This is a genomic window from Sphingomonas faeni, from assembly GCF_030817315.1.
GTDB classification, from domain to species: Bacteria; Pseudomonadota; Alphaproteobacteria; order Sphingomonadales; family Sphingomonadaceae; genus Sphingomonas; species Sphingomonas faeni_C.
This window is the reverse complement of record NZ_JAUSZF010000001.1, coordinates 18,502-37,404: the sequence shown is the minus strand read 5'-3', so window position 1 is coordinate 37,404 and position 18,903 is coordinate 18,502. Positions and strand designations below refer to the sequence as shown.

Here is an 18,903-nt window from a genome sequence, read left to right as displayed (position 1 = left end):
TGTGCAGGGTTTCAACGCTCTGATCCTCGCCGGCTCGCGTGGCGGTGCCGATCCGGTCGCGGCCTATGCGGGCGTGTCGCACAAGGCGCTGATCGTGCTCGACGGCGAGACGTTGCTGGCCCGCGTCGCGCGGGCGTTGCGGGAGGCAGGCGCGCGCACGATCGCCGTATCGGTGTCCGACGACGCAGTGCGAGCCGCGGCGACCGCGCTCGGCCTCGTTGTGCTCGACGCAGCATCAGGTCCAAGTCGCAGCGTTCGAGACGGGATCGAAGCGCTCGGCGCGCCCTTGCTGGTAACGACCGCCGATCACGCGCTGCTGCAGCCCGAATGGGTGACGCGCTTTCTCGCCGACGTCCCCGCACGGGCCGATGTCGGCGCCCTGCTCGCGCGCCAGGACGTGGTCGAAGCCGCCGCACCCGGCACGCGGCGGACCTATCTGCGTTTCGCCGACGGCGCGTGGTCGGGCTGCAACCTGTTCTACTTCGCCACCCCGCGCTCGGTCGCCGCGCTCGATCTCTGGGCACAGGTCGAGGCGGACCGCAAGCGTCCGTGGCGGATCGTTCGCCGCCTCGGGATCGGCACGCTGTTGCGGTATCTGTCGGGTCGGCTGACATTGGTCGAAGCGATCGCGCATCTCGGTCGCCTCGCCGGCCTGGACGCAGCCGCGGTCGCGACTCCGTTCGGTCTGGCCGCGGTCGACGTCGACAAGCCTGCGGATCTCGATCTGGTTCGGACGTTCGTCGAGAAGGCGTGAGCGGGCGGTAGCCTGCGCCAAAGTCGCGAAGAATTAAGTTGGATTACCGTTCGCCCCTGTCCCCAAAGGCCGGCTTGGTGCAAAGCGCGCAGCATGCAAACGCTCGCGCCCCAACCCGCCCCATCCGCCATCTCGACGACCTCGATCGGCATCTATGGTAGCGCAGGACGCATGGGCCGCGCGATCATCGAGGCGATCGAGGCGGCCGGCGCATCGCTCGCCGGCGGCGTCGATGCGCGCGAGGACCCCAACCCGATCGCCCGGACCGCCGACGTATTGGTCGATTTCTCGACGCCCTCCGCAATCGAGGCACATCTCGCCGCCGCGCGTGCCGCTGGTACCGCTATCGTGATTGGCACGACCGGCCTGTCCCCGCAGCACCAGTCGATGATCGACGACGTCGCGAAGGACATCGCTGTCCTCCAGACCGGCAACACGTCGCTTGGCGTCACTCTCCTCGGCATTCTCGTGCGGGAAGCCGCTGCGCGGTTGGGCGCCGACTGGGACGTCGAGATCGTCGAGATGCATCACAAGCACAAGGTCGACGCTCCATCGGGCACTGCATTGTTGCTCGGCGATGCCGCCGCGAAGGGCCGCGGATCGTCGCTCGCCGAACTACGCGTCGATAGCCGCGCCGGTCTCGTCGGCGCCCGCACCGAAGGCACGATCGGCTTCGCATCGTTGCGCGGCGGGTCGGTGATCGGCGACCACAGCGTGATCTTCGCGGGCGAAGGCGAGCGGATCGAGCTGAACCATCGCGGCGACGATCGCTCGATCTTCGCGCGCGGTGCGGTGCGTGCGGCGATCTGGCTCGCAGGACAGCCTGCCGGCCGCTACCGGATGGGCGACGTGCTCGGGCTGTGAAGAAGGCCGACGTCATCGAATTCTACGCGCGTCTGGCCGAGGCCGACCCGCACCCCGAGACCGAACTGGAATTCGTCAACCCGTACACGCTGGTCGTGGCGGTCGCCTTGTCGGCACAGGCCACCGACGTCGGCGTCAACAAGGCAACGCGCGCGCTGTTCCATGAGGTCGATACGCCCGAAAAGATGGTCGCGCTGGGGCTCGACGAACTGAAGCGCCACATCAAGACGATCGGGCTCTACAACACCAAGGCGAAGAACGTCATCGCGCTCTCGCAGATGCTGATCGACGACTATGGCGGCGACGTGCCCAACGACCGCGCGGCGCTGGAGCGCTTGCCCGGCGTGGGGCGCAAGACCGCCAACGTCGTGCTGAACGTTGCGTTCGGCGCGGAGACGTTCGCGGTCGATACGCACATCTTCCGCGTCGGCAACCGCACCGGTCTCGCCTGCGGCAAGACCCCGCTCGCGGTCGAACTGAAGCTCGACAAGGCGACGCCGCAACCCTTCCGCCTGCACGCGCATCACTGGCTGATCCTGCACGGCCGCTATGTCTGCAAGGCGCGAACGCCCGAGTGCTGGCGCTGCATCGTCAGCGACCTGTGCGCGTACAAACCGAAGACTCCATCGCCCAAGGGGAAATCGGTTGCTGGTCCGGCGCTGCAGGCGGACACCGATCCGGCAACGAACGAGCCATGAAGGCGAAAACGTCTGGCGCGTACCGTTTTGCTTTGCTAGGCGAGCCATCCGGCACCCGTAGCTCAGCTGGATAGAGCGCTGCCCTCCGAAGGCAGAGGCCACTGGTTCGAATCCAGTCGGGTGCACCAAAATTCATTTATTTTCCCCTAATTCCAATGCCTTAGCGGCATCTTTGGCTAACCTTTCGGCGAGGTTAGCCAAAAGCTTTGTTGCGGCCGTGTCGGAAAGTGTGCGCTGGTCGGCTGCCGCTGTGTACCGCGCGACCTCGCTATCGGTCGTGTGACCGGTCCACGCCTTGATCTCTTGGTTCGAGCAGCCCGCCTTCGCGAAGCGACGCGCGGCGGCCTTGCGCAGGCCGTGTGCCGCGCAATCCGGCCTCGTCGCACCACTGCCGGAACTTGTTACCGAAACCCTTTACCGAGAACTGCTTGCCGAGCTCGGTGATCACGAGATCGCGCCAACCGCGGGCGCGGCGGGAATGGATTCGGCAAGGCCGGGCATAATGGGCAGTGAGACGAAGACCTTTGTCTTCTCTCGGGTGAGTTCGAGCCGGGTGTCTTGGACGCTGGCCGGACCCATCTTGCGGGCATCGCCGCCGCGCTGCCCGGTCCAGATCATCAGATCGAACGCGAGGCGCGCGACCGTACCGATCGCGTGGTGCTGTTCGTAGGCAGCAATCTCTTCCTCGGTCCAGCTATGGAGCCCGCCCCCGCTGACCTCGAAGGGTCGTGTGACAATGACCGCGTTCGTTCCGGCCATGCCGATGCGCATAGCGAACTTCATCGCGCCGAGAGCCGTTTGCGCAGCATGTTCGCCGACGTCCCGATGCGGGAACAGTTCCGCAAGCATTGCCTCGACATGACGGGGCGACAACTCGCGCACCATGATCTCGCCGTATCGCCGCCCCTTGCGGCTGCGTGCACGCCAGCGCTCCGCAGTGCAGCGATAGACGACCCGCGTACGCTCGCCCGGATCGAGGAAGTCCGGGTAGCGGTAGTAGCGGGACCGCAGGTCGTCGAACGTGCCGACGGCGGCATGGTTGGCGCCGGCTTCGATCTCCGGGGCGCTGACGCCGTCGTTGCACGCGCGAAACTCAGGCAGAAACGCCTCGGTCCCCGGTTCGTTTGAAATAATAGGTGACGAAGCCTGTGCGGCGATACCGGTAGTGGGCCTTCCCATGCCGGTCGCGGAACGTACCGACGTTCTTGGGTAGCCAACGACGCTTCACGCGAACATCTCGTCCACGCTGTTCGCACCGGCAGGCATGCCCCCTGCCCCAGTCGCAACGATGATCCGGCCAGGCTTGATCTCTACACGTACGGGAACGCCGACTTTGGCCGCCACGCGAAGAATGCGCGTGAGGGACGCGTCCAAACCCACGCCCGGGCGCTCATAGGCGAAGCGCTCGACGTGATCGATATGAGCGAGAACGATGCTCGCCCGCCCTAAAGGTGCGGCGGTTATCGCGTTGGACACTGCAGGCGATACCCCGGCTCGCAGCTTTTGCGCGTGCGCCAAGAGTCCCTCTGCACGGTCTTCTAGACCGCGAGCCGCGGCAACGATGTCTGCGTCACACGCGCCGCGCTCTCCGCCGATCTTGTAATTCAAGTTGCGGACCGTGGTGCATAGTTAATCAGCCACCTGACCCTCGCCAGGAAACCCGATCGGCGTCATCGGTAGGCCCGACCTCTACGTCGTACTCGTTTCAGGGCACTCGATGGAACCGCGTTGCGATTCGGGGCGTCGCGTATTGGTTGATCGGAAACGATCGCCGGGCGTTGGCGACGACGTCGTCGTTCAGTTGCGCGGTCCAACATTCGACGGTAAAGAAATCCGGCATGCGCGGATTAAGCAGCTAGTCCGCCGCCGGCCTGGCGTCGTGGTCCTACGCCAGTTTAGTCCAATCGTAGAATTCGAAGTGCCGAACGAATAGGTTTCGGCCGTACACCGCGTCATGCCCTGGGATGAAGCGCTTGAATTTTGACCGCGTGTAAGCGGCATCCGTCGGGGAATGATAGTTAATGCAAACTTTACGCGCTGTCCTCCGTCTTTGCGGACTAGGCTAAGGCAGGGCAACGATTTTAAGCAGTACCTCGCGGTATTGGGCGGGCGAAATCCGCTCGATCGCTAGAAGCCGGGTTGGCTTGATCCAAATTCATTCCGGGTTCAAAAGCGATTGTAAGCTTCTGATATATTTTAGTAATCGCCTAGCAGGCGCGGCAAGCGCTGACGTAGTAGGAATTCGCGTATGGTTGCCGTGTTGCTGATCGCTTGGACTGCAGTATCAACGGCAATGGCGCTTATACTCGGTCTGACAGCTCGTAAGCTAAAGCGATATTACCGTAATCAAAGCGGGGCCGTACCGACTGTTCGTGCCTGGGATCGATCCGTCCAAAGCCCTCGGCAAATACGGAAAGGCGTCTAAGACTGGGTCGCCAAGCCGCTCGCGACCGTCGCCGGCACCACGCTCGGGCTGATCGGGTTCGGGGCAATCGGCGAGGCAGTGGGGACGCGGGTGGTCGCCACGCGCCGCTCTGGGGGCGCGATCTTCTTACCCTTGCTTGCATCGAGCGCGACGCCGCTATACTCCTCGAACAGCGCGTGGTCGTCGTAGAAAGCGCAGAATCCTGCGTCAGCGGATCGAGCAGCCGGCCGAGCGAGACCATGCCTTGCCGTACAAGGAATGCGAATGCGCCGCTGCGGTCACGTCGGGCCGGGCCTTGTGCAGCGCCGAATCGATCGCAACGCCGCGCGGTTGAGGCGCAGGGGCACGCCCTTGGCCGGCTCGACAATCTCGCCGGTGTGGCTGACGAGCATCAGGTGCGACACCTACAATCTCGACCAACTATACCGAGCCCTATCACGTCGCCCGGATTTTTGCGTCGATTGATCATCTCAGCGGCGGTCGCGTAGCATGGAACGCGGTGACATCGGTCAGCGACGCCGAGGCGCATAATTTCGGCCGCGCCGAGCATTACGACCACGCCACCCGCTATGACCGCGCCGCCGAATATCTCGATGTCGTCCGCTGGCTCACCGGCTTCGATGGGTCGCGCACGATCAAGGTCGGCGATCCGATGCCAAACTTTCGCGCTGGAAGCTGTGAATGGTACGACGATACGACTGGATAGCCTGATCGCCACTGGTCCTGCCGTGCTGATCTTCTTCAGGTTCGCCGGCTGCCCCGCGTGCAACATCCCACTACCGCTCTATCAGCGCGTGCTCTGGCCGACCTTGCGCGAACTGGGTGTCCCGCTCGTCGCGATCAGCCCGCAGATTTCTTCGAAACTCTCAAAGATGCAGCAGCGCCACGCGCTCGACTTCACCATAGCAACCGACCGCGACAACCACCTCGCAAGCCAACTCGGCACCACCTTCGAAGCCAATCCGGCAATCCGGCAGGCCGCGTCAACACACTTGCGTGAGGTGACCGGCACCGGCACGTGGGAACTACCTTTCCCAACGACCCTTGTGGTCGACGAAACAGGCGTCGTTGCGTGGTCGGATGTAACGCCGGACTGGATGAAGAGAACCGAGGCGGACGCCATCACCGACGCCGTCCGATCGATCATCATCCAAGTCTAGAATTCCTCAAAAGATGGCAGCGATGCCATAGCCACCTCGCGCCATCGCAAACTGCGATGGTTTGCACATCTTGAGTTGATCGAAACGCTAGCGGTCGGCGCGAGCAATTTGCCGCGTTCAACCTAGGACCGAAAGCCCGGCGGCAGCAATACCTGCGAGCGCACACGCCTCGTCATTGTCCGAGGTGTCGCCGGTCACACCCACTGCGCCAACCAACTGGCCGTCTGCGTCGACGACGAGCACTCCGCCCGCCGCAGGCACTACGCCGTGCGGAGAGATTGGCCCGAGCGAGGCGACGAACGTCGGGCGCTCCGACGCCATCTCGGCAATCTTGCGGCTCGATATGCCCAAGGCTAGCGCCCCGCCCGCCTTGGCCATCGCGATCTGGGGCCGCAGCGTCGAGGCCCCGTCTTCACGCTGCAGCGCGACGAGGTGCCCACCGGCATCGAGCACTGCCACGCAGAGTGGCTTGAAACCGAGCTCCTCCCTCCTCTGCAGCGTCGCCGTGATAATCTTGCTGGCAAGTTCAAGCGTGATGCGCACCATTCATGGTTCCTTTGTATCGACCGCTATCCGCGACGACGGGTAATCGGCGTGAGGTTGGCCGGGATCATGGCCCATGGGGGATGCCTCTACTGCCTTTGACGATCCACGCGGGGCGGATTTAGGCGATTGCCGCACAGAAATATGCCCCGGTTGACCGGCCCAAACAAATGCTTTGCGGTCCGCGTCAGCGGTCACTCGTTAAAACGGTCATGCGGCAGTCGGCCCTCGTCGACTGCGAACGTGCGATTATGGAGTACGGATGATGGGCGATCTTCTGGCGAGTCGAGTTGGCCTCGAAATGGTCGAAACGAGAAGGGGCGTCGGCGCGGAGGTTCGGGGTATCGATCTTCGGACGCTCGACGATCGGCAGTTCGCCGACCTGCATCAGGCATGGCTCGACAATCTTGTCCTGCTCGTCTGCGACCAATCGCTGTCGGACGCGGACCTGATCGCCTTCAGCCGCCGGTTCGGCGACCTCGATCTTGCGCCCATCCAGGAGACCGGGCGCCGCTTCGTCGAGGGGCTGCCCGAACTCTATGTCGTCTCGAACGTGGTCGAGGGCGGCGTCCCGATCGGCAGCCTCGGCAATGGCGAGGCGGTCTGGCACACCGACATGTCCTATGTCGAAGTCCCGCCCCAGGCGAGCGCGCTCTATGCGCTGGAGGTGCCACCGACGGGCGGCAATACGAGCTTTATCGATATGTACGCCGTGTACGCGGCGCTGCCCGATGATTTGAAAACGCGCATCGCCGGACGCCGCGTAAAGCACGACGGCACCTACAATAGCGGTGGTTTCCTGCGCCAGGGCGTCACGCCGAGCGACGATCCGCGCGAGGCGCCGGGCAGTCTGCACCCGTTGGTCTACACGCATCCCGAAACCGGGCGCCCCGCGCTGTATCTCGGCCGCCGACGGAATGCCTATATCGATGGTCTGGATCTGGCCGAATCCGAGGCGTTGCTCGACGAGCTTTGGGAGCATGTCGACGGCGACCGGTTTGGCTGGAGCCATCACTGGCGCAAGGGTGACCTGGTGCTGTGGGACAATCGCTGCACGATGCACCGGCGTGATGCGTTCGATCCTGCCGCACGGCGCGTAATGCACAGGACGCAGATCAAGGGGACGGGCCGACCTGCATGACCGCCGGTGGCCTCAGCCGGTCCGAGGCGGTCGCTCGTCACGTCCCACGGTGGATGAGCATCCCGAACCGCATCCTCGCGGTGCTCTGCCTGATGTATCTGGTCCTCTACATCGACCGGGTAAACCTGGCGACCGTGGGCCCTCGCATGACCGCCGAACTGGGCATGAGCAACACCCAGTTTGGCCTGGCAATCTCCGCCTTTTCCTATCCCTATGCCCTGATCCAGCTGTTCGGCGGTCGGGTCATCGACCGCTTTGGGCCGCGACGCATGCTGCTGATCTGCGGCGCGATCGTCTGCGTGACGACGGTGTTGACCGGGCTGGTCGGCGGGATGGCGTCGCTGTTCGCACTGCGTCTCGCGCTCGGCATCGGCGAAGGGTTCGCCTTCCCCGCCGCGACGCGCGCCATGGCGACCTGGCTGCCACCGGCGCGCTGGGCCTTCGCGCAAGGGATCACGCACGCTGCCGCGCGGCTCGGCAATGCGCTGACCCCGCCGCTGCTGGTGGGGTTGATGGCGCTCGTATCCTGGCGGGGCGCGTTCGTCGTGCTCGGCCTAGCGAGCGCGGTCTGGGTGATCCTTTGGCTGGTCGTCGCGCGGGAGAACCCGGAACGGCACCCCGGCATGTCCGACGAGGAACGTGCCGAACTGGCCCCGGCCGCGCAACAAACCGCCACCACGCCGCCCGTCCCGTGGTGGCGGCTCGCGCGGCGGATCGCGCCCGTAACCGCCGTGGATTTCTGCTACGGCTGGACATTGTGGGTGTTCCTGACGTGGCTCCCCTCGTTCTTCTTCAAGAATTTCGGGCTCGACCTGAAGCACTCGGCGCTGTTCTCGGGCGGCGTGCTGTTGGGTGGCGTGATCGGCGACTGGGTCGGTGGGGCAGCCAGTGATTATATCTACCGCAAGACCGGCAGCCTGCAGGCGGCGCGGCGCAATCTGATCATCGTCGGGATGATCGGCGCGTTCGTGTTTCTCGTGCCCGTGGTCCTCACCCACGACCTGACGACGGTCGCCCTGTGCCTGTCGCTCGCGTTCTTCTTCTCCGAACTTGTGGTGGCGCCGATCTGGGCCGTCCCCATGGACATCGCGCCGCAATATGCCGGCACTGCCAGCGGCATGATGAACTTCGGCTTCGGGATCGCGGGCATCCTCTCTCCGCTGGTGTTCGGCGCGGCGGTGGACCTGACGGGAAGCTGGTCGATCCCGTTCTGCGCCTCGCTGGCGCTACTGCTGGTCGGCGCAGGCCTGTCGTTCTTCATGCACCCGGAAAGGCCTTTTCCGGTGGATGGACCTCGCTGAGTCGGAATGGGGAAAGCACCGCTTTGCAGGACGTGGTGACATATCGCATGAAATCTAATTGCCCTGATCTCGGCCGAAACCCGGGATAGAACGGTCTGGCGCGTATCTGTGCTGCTGCGTTGCGCCGCTGGCCGTAACAAGGCAGCTTGCGCTTTCACGGAAAGGGAGACCGGATTGTGTCTGTTGCTGTCCTGGATAGCCATCGGCTGACGCTCATCGCGCTCGTCCCCGACAAGGCAGTCTCCATACTCGAGCGGTTCCGGGAGTTTCCGCGGTTTGGCGATGCGCAGCATATCGCGGTTCGCAGCCGTACCGCGGCCGAGCGAACGGCGCTGGCGGCGCGGATCGATGCCGCCGTATCGGCGTCCGATCGTGCCGTCATGCTCCTGGCACAGGGCAGTGCCTGCGCGGCCGCCGCATGGTGGGCGCGACTGTCGCCGAAAGCCTATACCGCGAACGTTGCCGGCGCCCTGTTGGTCGCCCCCGAAGGCACGAGCTTGCACCAGCGTCATTTCGCGGCGCCAAAAATCGGCCTGCCCTTCCCGTCGATCGTCGTCGGCGCCGATGACGAAGCGCAGCGCCTGGGCGTGGAATGGGGCAGTCGCCTCATCGATGGCCCGCTCCTGAACGCGGCGACGGCGCCGACCAATCGCCTTCGCGCCATCATTGAACGCTTCACCTCCGCTGTCGTCGAGCGTGACGTTGTTGCCGCGTATCGCATTATCCAGGCAATCGGAGACGCCTAGCTGGACGCCGGCCGGTAAGTGAGACCGGCCGAACGTCGGGCAATGTGAGCGCTTCGTCGGAAATCACCATACTTCGTGTTTGGGGTCGGCGCGCTCGCGTATCTCGGTGACGAAGCAAACCTATCCCAGCCGCGCACCTTTGCTTGCTTTCAATTCCCATTGGAGTGGGGGATGTTAGCATTAGCCAAGGAGTGGGATATGCGTAATCTCTTCGCGAGGATGCCCGTCATCGAGTGGCCCACGCTCACGGTCGCGGTGCTGATCTACGCCGGCTGGATCACGCTTACCGCGGTTCATGCGCAAGTTCCGCTGCCCGTACTGATCGTCCTTGGCGGATGGCTGGTCGCCTGGCAGGGATCGCTGCAGCACGAGACGATCCACGGCCATCCGACCGGGATTGGCCGGATCGACAGCGCGATCGGATTTGCCCCCTTGTCGCTCTGGCTGCCGTATCGGCTGTATCGCCGAAGCCATATTGCGCATCATGGTGCCGAGGTGATCACCGATCCGCGACACGATCCTGAATCGCGCTACCACCTATCCCGACACGACGCCCTGATCGCCTCGCTACAATCGACCTTGGTTGGCCAGATGATCTTCGGCCCGGCATTGTCGATCGGACGATTCATATTCAGCGAGACGCGCCGCGCCGTTCGCAACCCCGGTTCCGTCGCGCGAGACTGGGTGCCGCATCTTCTCGGCGTAGCTGTGATCCTGTGGTGGCTGGATCATGTCGGACTGACGCTCGCCAAGTATGTGCTGGCATTCGTCTATCCGGGCACCGCGCTGACGATGCTACGCTCGTATGCCGAGCATCGCGCCGACCTCACGAGTCCCGGACGCGCCGCTATCGTCGAGCGCGGCGGCCTGTTCGCGCTGCTGTACCTCAATAACAATCTCCACGCCGCGCATCACGAACGTCCGGGGCTCCCCTGGTATCACCTCCCGTCCTATCACAGCAGCCACCGTGACCGGTTCGTGGCGCAAGGCGCGCCGGTCTATCGCGGCTATGGTGAGATCGTCCGGCGTTTCGCGTTTCGCTCGCTTGACGACATGCTCCATCCCGGTGCCCGGCAACATACCGTATGACCCGCCTGGTCGCATCGCTCGGAATGTACGATCATCCAACGCAGCAGCCCGCCAACGACCGGATCTGGTCCGCAATCGTCCGCATCCTGCGCATACGGGGGATCGAAGGCGTGCCCGATGTCCTCGACCGGGGGCGCCACGTCCATGATCTCTGGCGGGACCCTAATCTGGTGTTCGGGCAGGCGTGCGGCTATCCGCTGATTGCCGACGATAGCCTTGCCCTCCAAGTGATCGCCTTACCGATCTACAATATGCCGGGGTTCACGAGTAGCGACGCGACACATGCCAGCGTACTGGTAGCGCGCGCGAACGATGGACGGAGGTCGCTGGTCGACTACCGCGACACCCGCGCTGCGATCAACGATCCGCAGTCGAACACAGGCATGAACCTGTTCCGCGCGACGTTAGCGCCGATCGCCGAGACGAATGTCTTCTTCGCCAGCGTGGTGCAGACCGGATCGCACCGCGCCAGTGTCGCGGCGACCGCTGCCGGGGACGTAGATATCGCCGCGATCGACGCTGTCACCTACGCCACGCTGGTGCGTCACGAGCCCGATCTAACCGCCCCGCTCAGAATTGTCGCGCGCAGCCCCGCCTCGCCGACGCTGCCGTTCGTGACGTCGGCGGAAACAAGCATCGAGACGATCGTGGCGCTGCAGCACGCCTTGCAGCAGGTCATGACGGATCCTCGTCTCACGGACGATCGCGCCATGCTCGGGCTAGCGGGTATCGTCACGGCAAACGCTGACACGTTGGCTCCGATCCGCGCGCTGGAACGCACCGCAATCCGCTTCGGCTATCCGGACCTGCGATGACCACCCCGCCCCATCATCATGCGGTTAATCTCGGTTGCGTCATCGTGAGCCTGTGCGGCGCTCGCCCTGCTTTGCAGCACATCGATGCGGGAAGCGAAGAAGCGTTTAGACCGGAATGTCACCCCGTATCGTTACGCGTTCCATCCTGCGCCGCGCAGGCCAATAGTCTGCGACAGGATAATGCTGGGTCGCTCGATTGTCCCAGATGACGACCGCGTTCGGCGACCATCTGAAGCGAACCTGATATTCGGGCACCTTGAACCGATCGAGCAGATACCCGAGCAATTCTGTACTCTCACCCTCATCCATCCCGTCGATCTGACTGGTGAAGCTCGCGTTGACGAACAAGACCTTCTCACCCGTTTCGGGGTGCACGCGGACGATTGGATGGTGCTGTGGCGGAAACTCTTGAGCGAACGCCGCCCGTCGCTCGGGCGCGATCCGGTCTCCGAAATCGAACAGCAGGTCATGCGTCGCGGTCAGCCCTGCGATCCGTGATTTCACGTCGTCGGGAAGCCCAGCGTAGACAGCGGCGGCATCGGCCCACAACGTATCCCCACCAATCTCCGGGATTTCACGGGCGCGCAACACCGCCCCCATCGAAGGTGCGGCGCGGAAGGTTACGTCCGCATGCCACTTGTCGAGCGTCTGGAAGCGCTGGTTGCCGGCGTTGTCCTCGACGCGTCCCTCCGAACCGCGAATGTCGAGGATCTCGGGATATCCCGGCACATGCTTGATGACCGGATGACCTTCGAGGTCACCCCACACCCTGGCCAGCGTCAAATGCTGTTCATGGGTAAGATCGAGATCCCGAAAGAACAGGACTTTGTAGTGCAGCAGCAGATTACGAAGAGTCGCCGCCACTTGGGCATCGATCGATCCGTCGATGCGCAAGCCGGAGATCTCCGCACCCAGGACCGGACCGGATGGCGCAACCGATAGACCCGTAGTGTCGGTCACACCCGCTGGAACCAGCGTTTCCCGTTCGATATCAGCCAAAGCAATCCTCCAACGACGATCAGAACACCCAGCCGCGCAAGCTCGGCCGATGCCACAACGAGCAGCGCCCCACACACCAGGATCACGCAGGTGGCAACTGCCGCTCCAAGCGGCAAGTGAAAGCGCGCTTCCGGAATGCCGCGCTGGCGACGAAGACGGAGCAGCGCCGCGGCGCACCCCATGAAGATCAGCAACCGCGATGCGCTTGACGCTGCGATGCCCGTGACGAAATCGCCTCCGAGCGCCAGAAAAACGGCGACGATGCCCGTCGTCACGATGGCCACGTCCGGCGTCCCCCTGCCTGACGCGATGCGGCCGAATATCGCCGGCAATTGGCGGCTTTCCGACAGCGCGAGCATGAGGCGCGGCGCCGTGATCCATTGGCTGACGAGCGTACCGAGCACGATCACCGCCGCGGCAAGCTCGGCGCCGCGCGCGACCTCGCTCCCAAACAGACGACCGAGCAGATCTCCGACAGGACGCTCGCTCAGCGCGAGGTTCGGCACGCCGCGCCAGCATGCGGCGATCACGCCTGCATACAGCGCGGTGACCACCGCCATACCGGCAAGCAGGGCGAACGGAACTGCGCGGCGCGCGTCTACCACCTCACCTGCGACCGCGGTTGGTCGTTCGAACCCGACGAATGCGAAGAACATCAGGATCAGCGCCGTTACGGGCTGTGCAGCTGTAGAGGGTAAGGTAGCGGGAGCCGCTGATGCGGTAAGGCCAGCGATGGCCACCCCCGCCAGCAAACCGAGCTTGAGGACGGTCAACGCACCGCTCGCGATTGCCGAGCGCCCCATGCCTGCACAGGTCAGGACGGTCAGTCCCAGTCCGGTACTGACCACTATCAAGGTGTGTGCGTCAGGTGCCACCATCGTTGCGAAGAGGTTGAGCAAAGACGCTGCAGCCAAGACGGTCGCCGCCCACAATAGCCAGCCTGCCGCGAACCCCGCGACCGGACCGAAGGCCGCCGTGCAATATTCGACAGGGCCCCCGCTTCCGTCCATGCGGCTGCCAAGCTCCGCAAGGCATAGCGCGGCCGCTAACGCGAGGATGGCTGCACCGGCTACGACCAAACCGGTGGAGGCGCCTGCAAGCGCGTAGACCTTGCCCGGCAAGCCGAGGATCCCTGCGCCGACGACGCAATTGATTGTGAGCGCCGTCAGCCCCCACCGCCCGAGCGAGCGAACGAGACTGACCCGGTCTGGACTGACAAACTCATTCGCGTCTTTCGAACCCGGTCTCGTCACCGATCTGTCTCGAGCGCGGCCAGGCCGCTGTCGGGGAACAAAGCGTCGGTGAACCCGAATTTCGTCATGTCGGCGATCCGCTGCGGATACAGCACGCCGTTCAAGTGATCGAGCTCGTGCTGGACGACCCGTGCGTGAAAACCCCGGGCCTCTCGTACGAGCTCGCGACCGTCCTCGCCGATGCCACGGTAACGAATGTGCGTCGAGCGGGGCACCGATCCTCGCAGACCCAGGATCGACAGGCATCCTTCCCACCCGTCTTCGGTCTCGTCGGTCAGGATATCGACCTGCGGATTGATCAGCGTGGTCATGGGCACCGGCGGTTCGTTCGGATAGCGTGGGTTGTCGTCGAAGCCGAAGACCATGACGCGCAGCTCAACCCCGATCTGCGGCGCTGCCAGGCCGACGCCGTTTGCCGCGGCCATCGTCTCGTACATGTCAGCAACAAGCTTTCTCAACTTCGGGTCGGCGAGGTCGACCACCGGCCGCGCAATGCGGAGCAGGAGCGGATTTCCCATCTTCAGGATCGGCCTGATCATAGCAACCACGCCAGCTTGGTGACCATCTCTCAGCCCTCACCCACTCGATTGTCTGCAACCTGATCTGCAGGATGAAAATCATGCCATGCCATGCCAGGCACCGAAAGCCGAGCGATGCAGTGCAAAACAAAAGCTCTGTCCACAATCCCCACTGTCCGCATAGGGATATCGTCGTACAGGGCAAGCAGCGGCAAACGCTGACAAAAGGGGTATCATGGCAGCGCATCCGTCATCGAGGACGCGCGCGCTCTCGGCGCTTGCATTGATTGCAGGCATGGCCGCTTCCCCAGTTACTGCGCAGTCGACCGTGCCATCGCCTAATGCGCCTGAAGCCAGCCTTACAGACGACGTTGGCGAGATCACGGTTACCGCTCGCCGTCGGGTATTTCGGCGGCTTTGGCATCGACCGCTACACACCCGGTCGGCCGCAGGAGTTCGGTGTCGAAAGTTCGTTGCGGTTTTAAGGGGTACTACATCTGCGAACCCGGACCGGGCTATCCTAGAAAGCGCAATGTTCCATGACCCACATTCAGTCGTTCAGCGGCCGCAAAGCGTTTCCCAACTTCAGTCATTCATTCATGCTGGTAACCGGAGGCCTAACTTCGGTGATGGGCTGCGAACCCGACCGGTGTCGCAAGGCGGCGGCTATGGGTATCGGCGTCTCGGCATTTGGACTGGTCGCGCTGGAAGCCGTTCTGCCGCAGCGCAAACAAGCAAGCCGCCGACCGTGCCTAGCGCCACTAAAGCGTTGTGGACGGACGTTGCGGCACGCGCGCACCGGCAGCGGCGAGGCTTAGGCAGGGCGCCGGTCCGCCCTTAAACGACCGGGTTCGTGTGCGTTCGTCGTGCCCGATCGCGTTCTAAGACCTGACATGCATTCGAACCGGCCGTGAACCTTGCGCGTTTGCAGAGGTTGGACGGACGAATCTGAATTTTTTTGGGAGTGGCTATGAGCCTGTCAGCGTCATCGGCGAATGCCCCGGCATGCCTTCTTGGCCTAGCACTTTCGCTTGGCGCATGTGGCAAGATCAAGGAGAACAAGCCGTCCGAGACGGTACAGACGCGGGCCGAGGCCAAAAGACACAAGGCCGCCTGCGCGTCGAGTACAGCCTATGATCGCATGAAGCGCGTCATCTTCGATCAAGCACGGGAGCAGAGCAACCACCGCACCAACCTCGACACGCTCGAGGCATTCTCCTTCATCAGGATGGAAAAGCCGGTCGTGGAAGGCTGGGATCCGGCGCTCGACGTGACGCGCTGCAAAAGTCGCATTATCCTCGATGTTCCGCCGGGCTCCGAACAGGCGCTTGGGGGCGACCGCCGGCTGGCGGCGGACATCGCCTACACGGCTCAGGGCGCGGCCGATGCCAGCGGTTTAGTTTATGCCCTCACGGGCGCAGCGCCGATTGTGAACAAACTCGCCGCATTCAGCCTGTCCGACGCGACATACCGTCCGCTGCCCGCGGTCGATACTGAGGTCTCGAAGGCGCAGCCTCCAGGCCCGGATACGCTACCGACCGAGATCGCTGATCGAACTTCGGCTTCCCAGATCGAGGGTTCAGGCGCAGACGACGACCTTGGGGAGAAGGATGCGGCACGAGCCCCCCATTCCTCGGTTGCGAAGACATCAGAAGGACCCGCGAGCGCCTCTCGACCCGACACGATCGCCGGATCATCGGGTGAAGCGACGGTGCGGACCTTCTACAACGCCCTCGGTACCGGGAGCGGCGACGTGGCTTCGGCGCAGGTGATACCGCAGAAGAGGTCGAGCCGCGCCTACTCCGCCGATGCGATCTCGCGCTTCTACGGCCGGTTGCGGGACCCCTTGCGGCTGACCAGCATCAGCCCCCTACAGAGTGGCGCCTACCGGGTAACGTATCGCTACGCCGCGCCGGGATTGCGCTGCAACGGCAGCGCCATCGTCCGCCTCTCGGGAGGAACCCGACCTCTGATCAGGTCAATTGATGCTACGAACGGCTGCTAGGATGATCGATCGATCGATCGCCACGACCCCGTCTTCGGCCGGAAGGTGCTATCAGCAAAGTCGACACCCAACGGTGCAAGGCTCGGGTATTGGCATGTACAAGGCGACAAACACGGGAACTTGCAAAACCATTCCCCTGTTAAATCACAATGGCTGCCTCCTCCCTCTATAAGCTTCTGCGCTCAGCAATCGCTGGGCTCGAACGAGATGTCGACACGATCCAGACTGTCTTCGACATAGGCGAAGAACACGGCCGCAAGGTGCGGCTCCTCGCATATGCCGGGTATCGCAATGCCACGACCGTGCGCATGAAGGGCAGGATCGTCCGTTACGGAAAGCCGCTCGACGCAGGTGACGACATGCTCGTGCGGCTTCGTGCGATGCTGGCGATTTACAACAGCCAAGAGCTTCCCGGCGTGACCGTCCACGTGGAGGGCTATGGGCAATCGCAGGACATAGTCACTGACGAGGAGGGATATTTCGACATCGAATTAATAATCGATCAGCCGTTACCCGAGACAACGCGGTGGGAGACGGTAACGCTGTCAGTCCCCGACGGCGACGTTCCGGACACACAGGTACCCGTGATCGCGCCGGGGAAGGATCAGAATTGGGGGATCATATCGGATATCGACGACACCGTAATTGAAACGGGCGCCACCAATTTCCTAAAGAACTGGCGACGCGTGCTCATCGAACGACCGCAGGACAGGTTGGCGGTTCCGGGCGCTGCCTCTCTCTACCAGATGATTGCGCGAGACCATATCGCGCCCGCGAGACCGTTCTTCTACGTCTCGTCCTCGCCGTGGAATCTCTACGGATTCATTGCCGAGTTCCTGGAAAACAATTCCATTCCACATGGTCCGATGTTCCTGAAGGATTACGGTATCGATGCCGATAAACTGATCGATAGCGGACACGATGTGCACAAGCTTCAAGCCATCCGATCGATACTGGCCTTCTACCCCCAGCTTCGTTTCCTACTGATCGGCGATAATGGCCAGCGCGACGTGGCTATCTATACACAGGCGGTCAGGGAATTCGGACGTCGCGTAGCAGCAGTGTTTATTCGAGATGTTGACGGTTCCTGTCGCGAGGGGACGGGCGGCGCCTCGCTTGCCGAAATTGAAGCATGTGGCGTACCAACGTTCTGCGGAGCGGGATTCGAAAGCGCGCTGGCGGTGGTGACCTCGCTCGATCTTGACCGGCCACATGAGGCCGCTGGAGCCGTCGTTCAGCCGGCTAGGCCGTAAGCTATCGTGTCTAGCTACCCTAGGTCGTTGTTACTACGTCACGGCTTAACTGGAATTGCACTGTTAGACTGCTTTGCGCATGCTGCCAAAGCGACTTGCGAACGAACCGTCTACCTTACAACGGACGATTGAAAGTGATGCGCCAGAACGCCGTTTCCGCACCCTCCACGCAGAAATCGTTGTCGTTCACCAGGAGGAGTTGGTTCGCCGCCAGCAGAACCATGCCCTCCAAGTCCGCTGAAATTTCCGGATGATCGTCCGTATCCAGTACCAGAGACTTCGTCAGCGTCGGCAGCGGTAACGGCGCGGAAGACGCGCTCAGCTCTTCGAGCGTCGGACGGTGTGCGATGTCGAGGTGTTCCGCTCCGAGCACCAGTGTTGCATCGACCGCGCAACGGTAGACTTTCGTCGTCTCGGATCCGCGCTCCAACACCAATAGGTCGCCGCCTGGTAGCCACAGAAGCTCGCTGACCTTGATGTCGCTGCGCTCGAATTTCCCTTTGGCGATGTCGCGGTGGAAGGCGCTTTCTGGCTCAAGCGGATAGGCGTATTGAGCAACCACACGACCTGTCGGTAACGACACCCGCCACAGCCGCACGTGGCGCCCATGCCTGTGCGCCGCCTCGTCGGGATGCGCCAGTGGACTTTGGAACGCGAGGATCAGGCAGCTTTCGTCCGGCGACACCGCCAGGGCCTCGAAACCGCGATTGAGCTGACGCCGTGCTGCTAGTATCGGCAGGCCTCGTGCATCTGCCCCGGTCGGATCGGAAGAGCCCGGCAGCAGGCGCGACACCATGTGCCCGTTGATATCGAAGCGCACCAGTGCCGGACCGAATTCGTCCCCGACCCAGAAGCTGCCGTCGGACATCGCAACAAGCCCTTCGGTGTCCATACCCTGCGGATCGGGGGCAAGCGGCGCTCCGGACAAATCGAAGACTGGTTCGGACAGCAGCGCATCGCTGCCGGGGTGCGCAAGGCCGCTGATTGGCATTCCATCTTCGGTCGTCAGCCGCAGCTCGCGCACCAATTTAACCTCGTCTCCCACAATCCGAAACTGTGCGATTGCCGGGCCAATGTCCGGCCGTGGCATGACCTTTGCCCCGGCAACGCTGCGCAATGGCTCCAGATGGACCAGTCCGTAACGCTTGATGGCGGCAGCAACCTTCAAGTTGGGTCCTCGATCGCCGATCGCCCAGAAGGTGTCGGCGGGATCCGACGGTCGTCGGCCAAGTCCCGAGCCGAACCCGCTTCGCAAGGTGAGTTTGCCGGTGGGCACCGGCACATCGGCGATCACCGGATCGGTCCAGACCATCCGCTCCACTGTCGTGACCTTCATCGC

Annotated in this window: 23 protein-coding genes and 1 tRNA gene; 14 read left to right on the top strand and 10 right to left on the bottom strand. The window is 63.2% G+C overall.

Going from position 1 to position 18,903, the window contains the following annotated elements; translation table 11 throughout:
* Position 1: 1 nt before the first annotated feature.
* The 4 genes from QFZ54_RS00185 to QFZ54_RS00170 all read left to right on the top strand — a co-directional run bounded on the left by QFZ54_RS00185 (position 2) and on the right by QFZ54_RS00170 (position 2,444).
* On the top strand, positions 2 to 754 hold the full coding sequence (locus QFZ54_RS00185; RefSeq protein ID WP_307083261.1) for a nucleotidyltransferase family protein: 753 nt from the start codon (positions 2 to 4) through the stop codon (positions 752 to 754).
* 93 nt (positions 755 to 847) lie between these two features.
* Positions 848 to 1,618, top strand: a complete 771-nt coding sequence (gene dapB / locus QFZ54_RS00180; protein ID WP_307083260.1) for a 4-hydroxy-tetrahydrodipicolinate reductase — start codon at positions 848 to 850, stop codon at positions 1,616 to 1,618.
* Entirely contained in the window at positions 1,615 to 2,316 is a 702-nt protein-coding gene (gene nth / locus QFZ54_RS00175; protein WP_307083258.1) for an endonuclease III, read from the top strand. Before dapB ends, nth begins: the two co-directional genes overlap by 4 nt.
* Positions 2,317 to 2,367: 51 nt before the next feature.
* Positions 2,368 to 2,444, top strand: a tRNA-Arg gene (locus QFZ54_RS00170).
* A 4-nt stretch (positions 2,445 to 2,448) separates the two neighbouring features.
* Here QFZ54_RS00170 and QFZ54_RS20305 read toward each other — a convergent pair.
* From QFZ54_RS20305 to QFZ54_RS00155, 4 genes are read right to left on the bottom strand one after another with little or no spacing between them, the layout of a single operon-like run.
* Positions 2,449 to 2,670 (bottom strand): hypothetical protein, encoded by a 222-nt coding sequence (locus QFZ54_RS20305; RefSeq protein ID WP_373458571.1) that lies wholly within the window; start codon positions 2,668 to 2,670, stop codon positions 2,449 to 2,451.
* Positions 2,585 to 2,764, bottom strand: coding sequence for a hypothetical protein (locus tag QFZ54_RS00165; RefSeq protein WP_307083256.1), 180 nt, complete (start codon positions 2,762 to 2,764; stop codon positions 2,585 to 2,587). Before QFZ54_RS00165 ends, QFZ54_RS20305 begins: the two co-directional genes overlap by 86 nt.
* A complete protein-coding gene (locus QFZ54_RS00160; protein WP_307083254.1) occupies positions 2,761 to 3,495 on the bottom strand; it encodes a hypothetical protein in 735 nt (244 codons plus the stop codon). The genes QFZ54_RS00165 and QFZ54_RS00160 overlap by 4 nt, the downstream gene beginning before the upstream one ends.
* Before the next feature lie 45 nt (positions 3,496 to 3,540).
* Complete coding sequence (locus QFZ54_RS00155; protein WP_307083252.1) at positions 3,541 to 3,792, bottom strand: hypothetical protein; 252 nt, start codon at positions 3,790 to 3,792, stop codon at positions 3,541 to 3,543.
* 187 nt (positions 3,793 to 3,979) lie between these two features.
* Here QFZ54_RS00155 and QFZ54_RS20300 point away from each other — a divergent pair, with 187 nt between their 5' ends.
* A complete protein-coding gene (locus tag QFZ54_RS20300) occupies positions 3,980 to 4,249 on the top strand; it encodes a S24 family peptidase (RefSeq protein ID WP_373458570.1) in 270 nt (89 codons plus the stop codon).
* 699 nt (positions 4,250 to 4,948) lie between these two features.
* Here QFZ54_RS20300 and QFZ54_RS20295 read toward each other — a convergent pair.
* Positions 4,949 to 5,161 (bottom strand): class II aldolase/adducin family protein, encoded by a 213-nt coding sequence (locus QFZ54_RS20295; RefSeq protein WP_373458403.1) that lies wholly within the window; start codon positions 5,159 to 5,161, stop codon positions 4,949 to 4,951.
* Here QFZ54_RS20295 and QFZ54_RS00150 point away from each other — a divergent pair.
* Both QFZ54_RS00150 and QFZ54_RS00145 read left to right on the top strand, forming a co-directional pair.
* Positions 5,151 to 5,447: an LLM class flavin-dependent oxidoreductase gene (locus QFZ54_RS00150; protein WP_307089190.1), complete on the top strand. Its 297-nt coding sequence runs from the start codon at positions 5,151 to 5,153 to the stop codon at positions 5,445 to 5,447. The two genes, QFZ54_RS20295 and QFZ54_RS00150, sit on opposite strands and share 11 nt — an antisense overlap.
* Positions 5,335 to 5,901 (top strand): peroxiredoxin-like family protein, encoded by a 567-nt coding sequence (locus QFZ54_RS00145; protein ID WP_307089188.1) that lies wholly within the window; start codon positions 5,335 to 5,337, stop codon positions 5,899 to 5,901. The genes QFZ54_RS00150 and QFZ54_RS00145 overlap by 113 nt, the downstream gene beginning before the upstream one ends.
* A 117-nt stretch (positions 5,902 to 6,018) precedes the next feature.
* On the opposite strand, the gene QFZ54_RS00140 is transcribed toward QFZ54_RS00145, so the two are convergent.
* A complete protein-coding gene (locus QFZ54_RS00140) occupies positions 6,019 to 6,447 on the bottom strand; it encodes a GlcG/HbpS family heme-binding protein (protein ID WP_307083249.1) in 429 nt (142 codons plus the stop codon).
* 259 nt (positions 6,448 to 6,706) lie between these two features.
* Here QFZ54_RS00140 and QFZ54_RS00135 point away from each other — a divergent pair, with 259 nt between their 5' ends.
* The 5 genes from QFZ54_RS00135 (at position 6,707) to QFZ54_RS00115 (ending at position 11,536) form a co-directional block, all read left to right on the top strand.
* Positions 6,707 to 7,585: a TauD/TfdA dioxygenase family protein gene (locus QFZ54_RS00135; RefSeq protein ID WP_307083247.1), complete on the top strand. Its 879-nt coding sequence runs from the start codon at positions 6,707 to 6,709 to the stop codon at positions 7,583 to 7,585.
* Positions 7,582 to 8,886 (top strand): MFS transporter, encoded by a 1,305-nt coding sequence (locus QFZ54_RS00130; RefSeq protein WP_307083244.1) that lies wholly within the window; start codon positions 7,582 to 7,584, stop codon positions 8,884 to 8,886. The genes QFZ54_RS00135 and QFZ54_RS00130 overlap by 4 nt, the downstream gene beginning before the upstream one ends.
* Positions 8,887 to 9,032: 146 nt before the next feature.
* A complete protein-coding gene (locus tag QFZ54_RS00125; RefSeq protein ID WP_307083242.1) occupies positions 9,033 to 9,632 on the top strand; it encodes an alpha/beta hydrolase in 600 nt (199 codons plus the stop codon).
* Between the two features lie 198 nt (positions 9,633 to 9,830).
* Positions 9,831 to 10,721 (top strand): fatty acid desaturase, encoded by an 891-nt coding sequence (locus tag QFZ54_RS00120; RefSeq protein WP_307083240.1) that lies wholly within the window; start codon positions 9,831 to 9,833, stop codon positions 10,719 to 10,721.
* Positions 10,718 to 11,536, top strand: a complete 819-nt coding sequence (locus QFZ54_RS00115) for a phosphate/phosphite/phosphonate ABC transporter substrate-binding protein (protein ID WP_307083237.1) — start codon at positions 10,718 to 10,720, stop codon at positions 11,534 to 11,536. Before QFZ54_RS00120 ends, QFZ54_RS00115 begins: the two co-directional genes overlap by 4 nt.
* A gap of 105 nt (positions 11,537 to 11,641) precedes the next feature.
* Here the strand turns inward: QFZ54_RS00115 and QFZ54_RS00110 are convergent, their stop codons facing one another.
* The 3 genes from QFZ54_RS00110 to def are packed head-to-tail and all read right to left on the bottom strand — an operon-like array spanning position 11,642 to position 14,327.
* Entirely contained in the window at positions 11,642 to 12,535 is an 894-nt protein-coding gene (locus QFZ54_RS00110; RefSeq protein WP_307083236.1) for a TauD/TfdA dioxygenase family protein, read from the bottom strand.
* Positions 12,493 to 13,788 carry an APC family permease gene (locus QFZ54_RS00105; protein WP_307083234.1) on the bottom strand — a complete coding sequence of 432 codons (1,296 nt, stop codon included), beginning with the start codon at positions 13,786 to 13,788 and terminating at the stop codon, positions 12,493 to 12,495. The genes QFZ54_RS00110 and QFZ54_RS00105 overlap by 43 nt, the downstream gene beginning before the upstream one ends.
* Positions 13,785 to 14,327: a peptide deformylase gene (def, locus tag QFZ54_RS00100; protein WP_307083232.1), complete on the bottom strand. Its 543-nt coding sequence runs from the start codon at positions 14,325 to 14,327 to the stop codon at positions 13,785 to 13,787. Before def ends, QFZ54_RS00105 begins: the two co-directional genes overlap by 4 nt.
* 1,120 nt (positions 14,328 to 15,447) lie before the next feature.
* Here def and QFZ54_RS00095 point away from each other — a divergent pair.
* The gene (locus QFZ54_RS00095; protein WP_307083230.1) at positions 15,448 to 16,311 is read left to right on the top strand and encodes a hypothetical protein; all 864 of its coding nucleotides are present in this window, start codon (positions 15,448 to 15,450) and stop codon (positions 16,309 to 16,311) included.
* Between the two features lie 149 nt (positions 16,312 to 16,460).
* Positions 16,461 to 17,564: an App1 family protein gene (locus QFZ54_RS00090; RefSeq protein ID WP_307083228.1), complete on the top strand. Its 1,104-nt coding sequence runs from the start codon at positions 16,461 to 16,463 to the stop codon at positions 17,562 to 17,564.
* 115 nt (positions 17,565 to 17,679) lie between these two features.
* Here the strand turns inward: QFZ54_RS00090 and QFZ54_RS00085 are convergent, their stop codons facing one another.
* Positions 17,680 to 18,900 (bottom strand): esterase-like activity of phytase family protein, encoded by a 1,221-nt coding sequence (locus QFZ54_RS00085; protein WP_307083226.1) that lies wholly within the window; start codon positions 18,898 to 18,900, stop codon positions 17,680 to 17,682.
* Between the last annotated feature and the right edge of the window lie 3 nt (positions 18,901 to 18,903).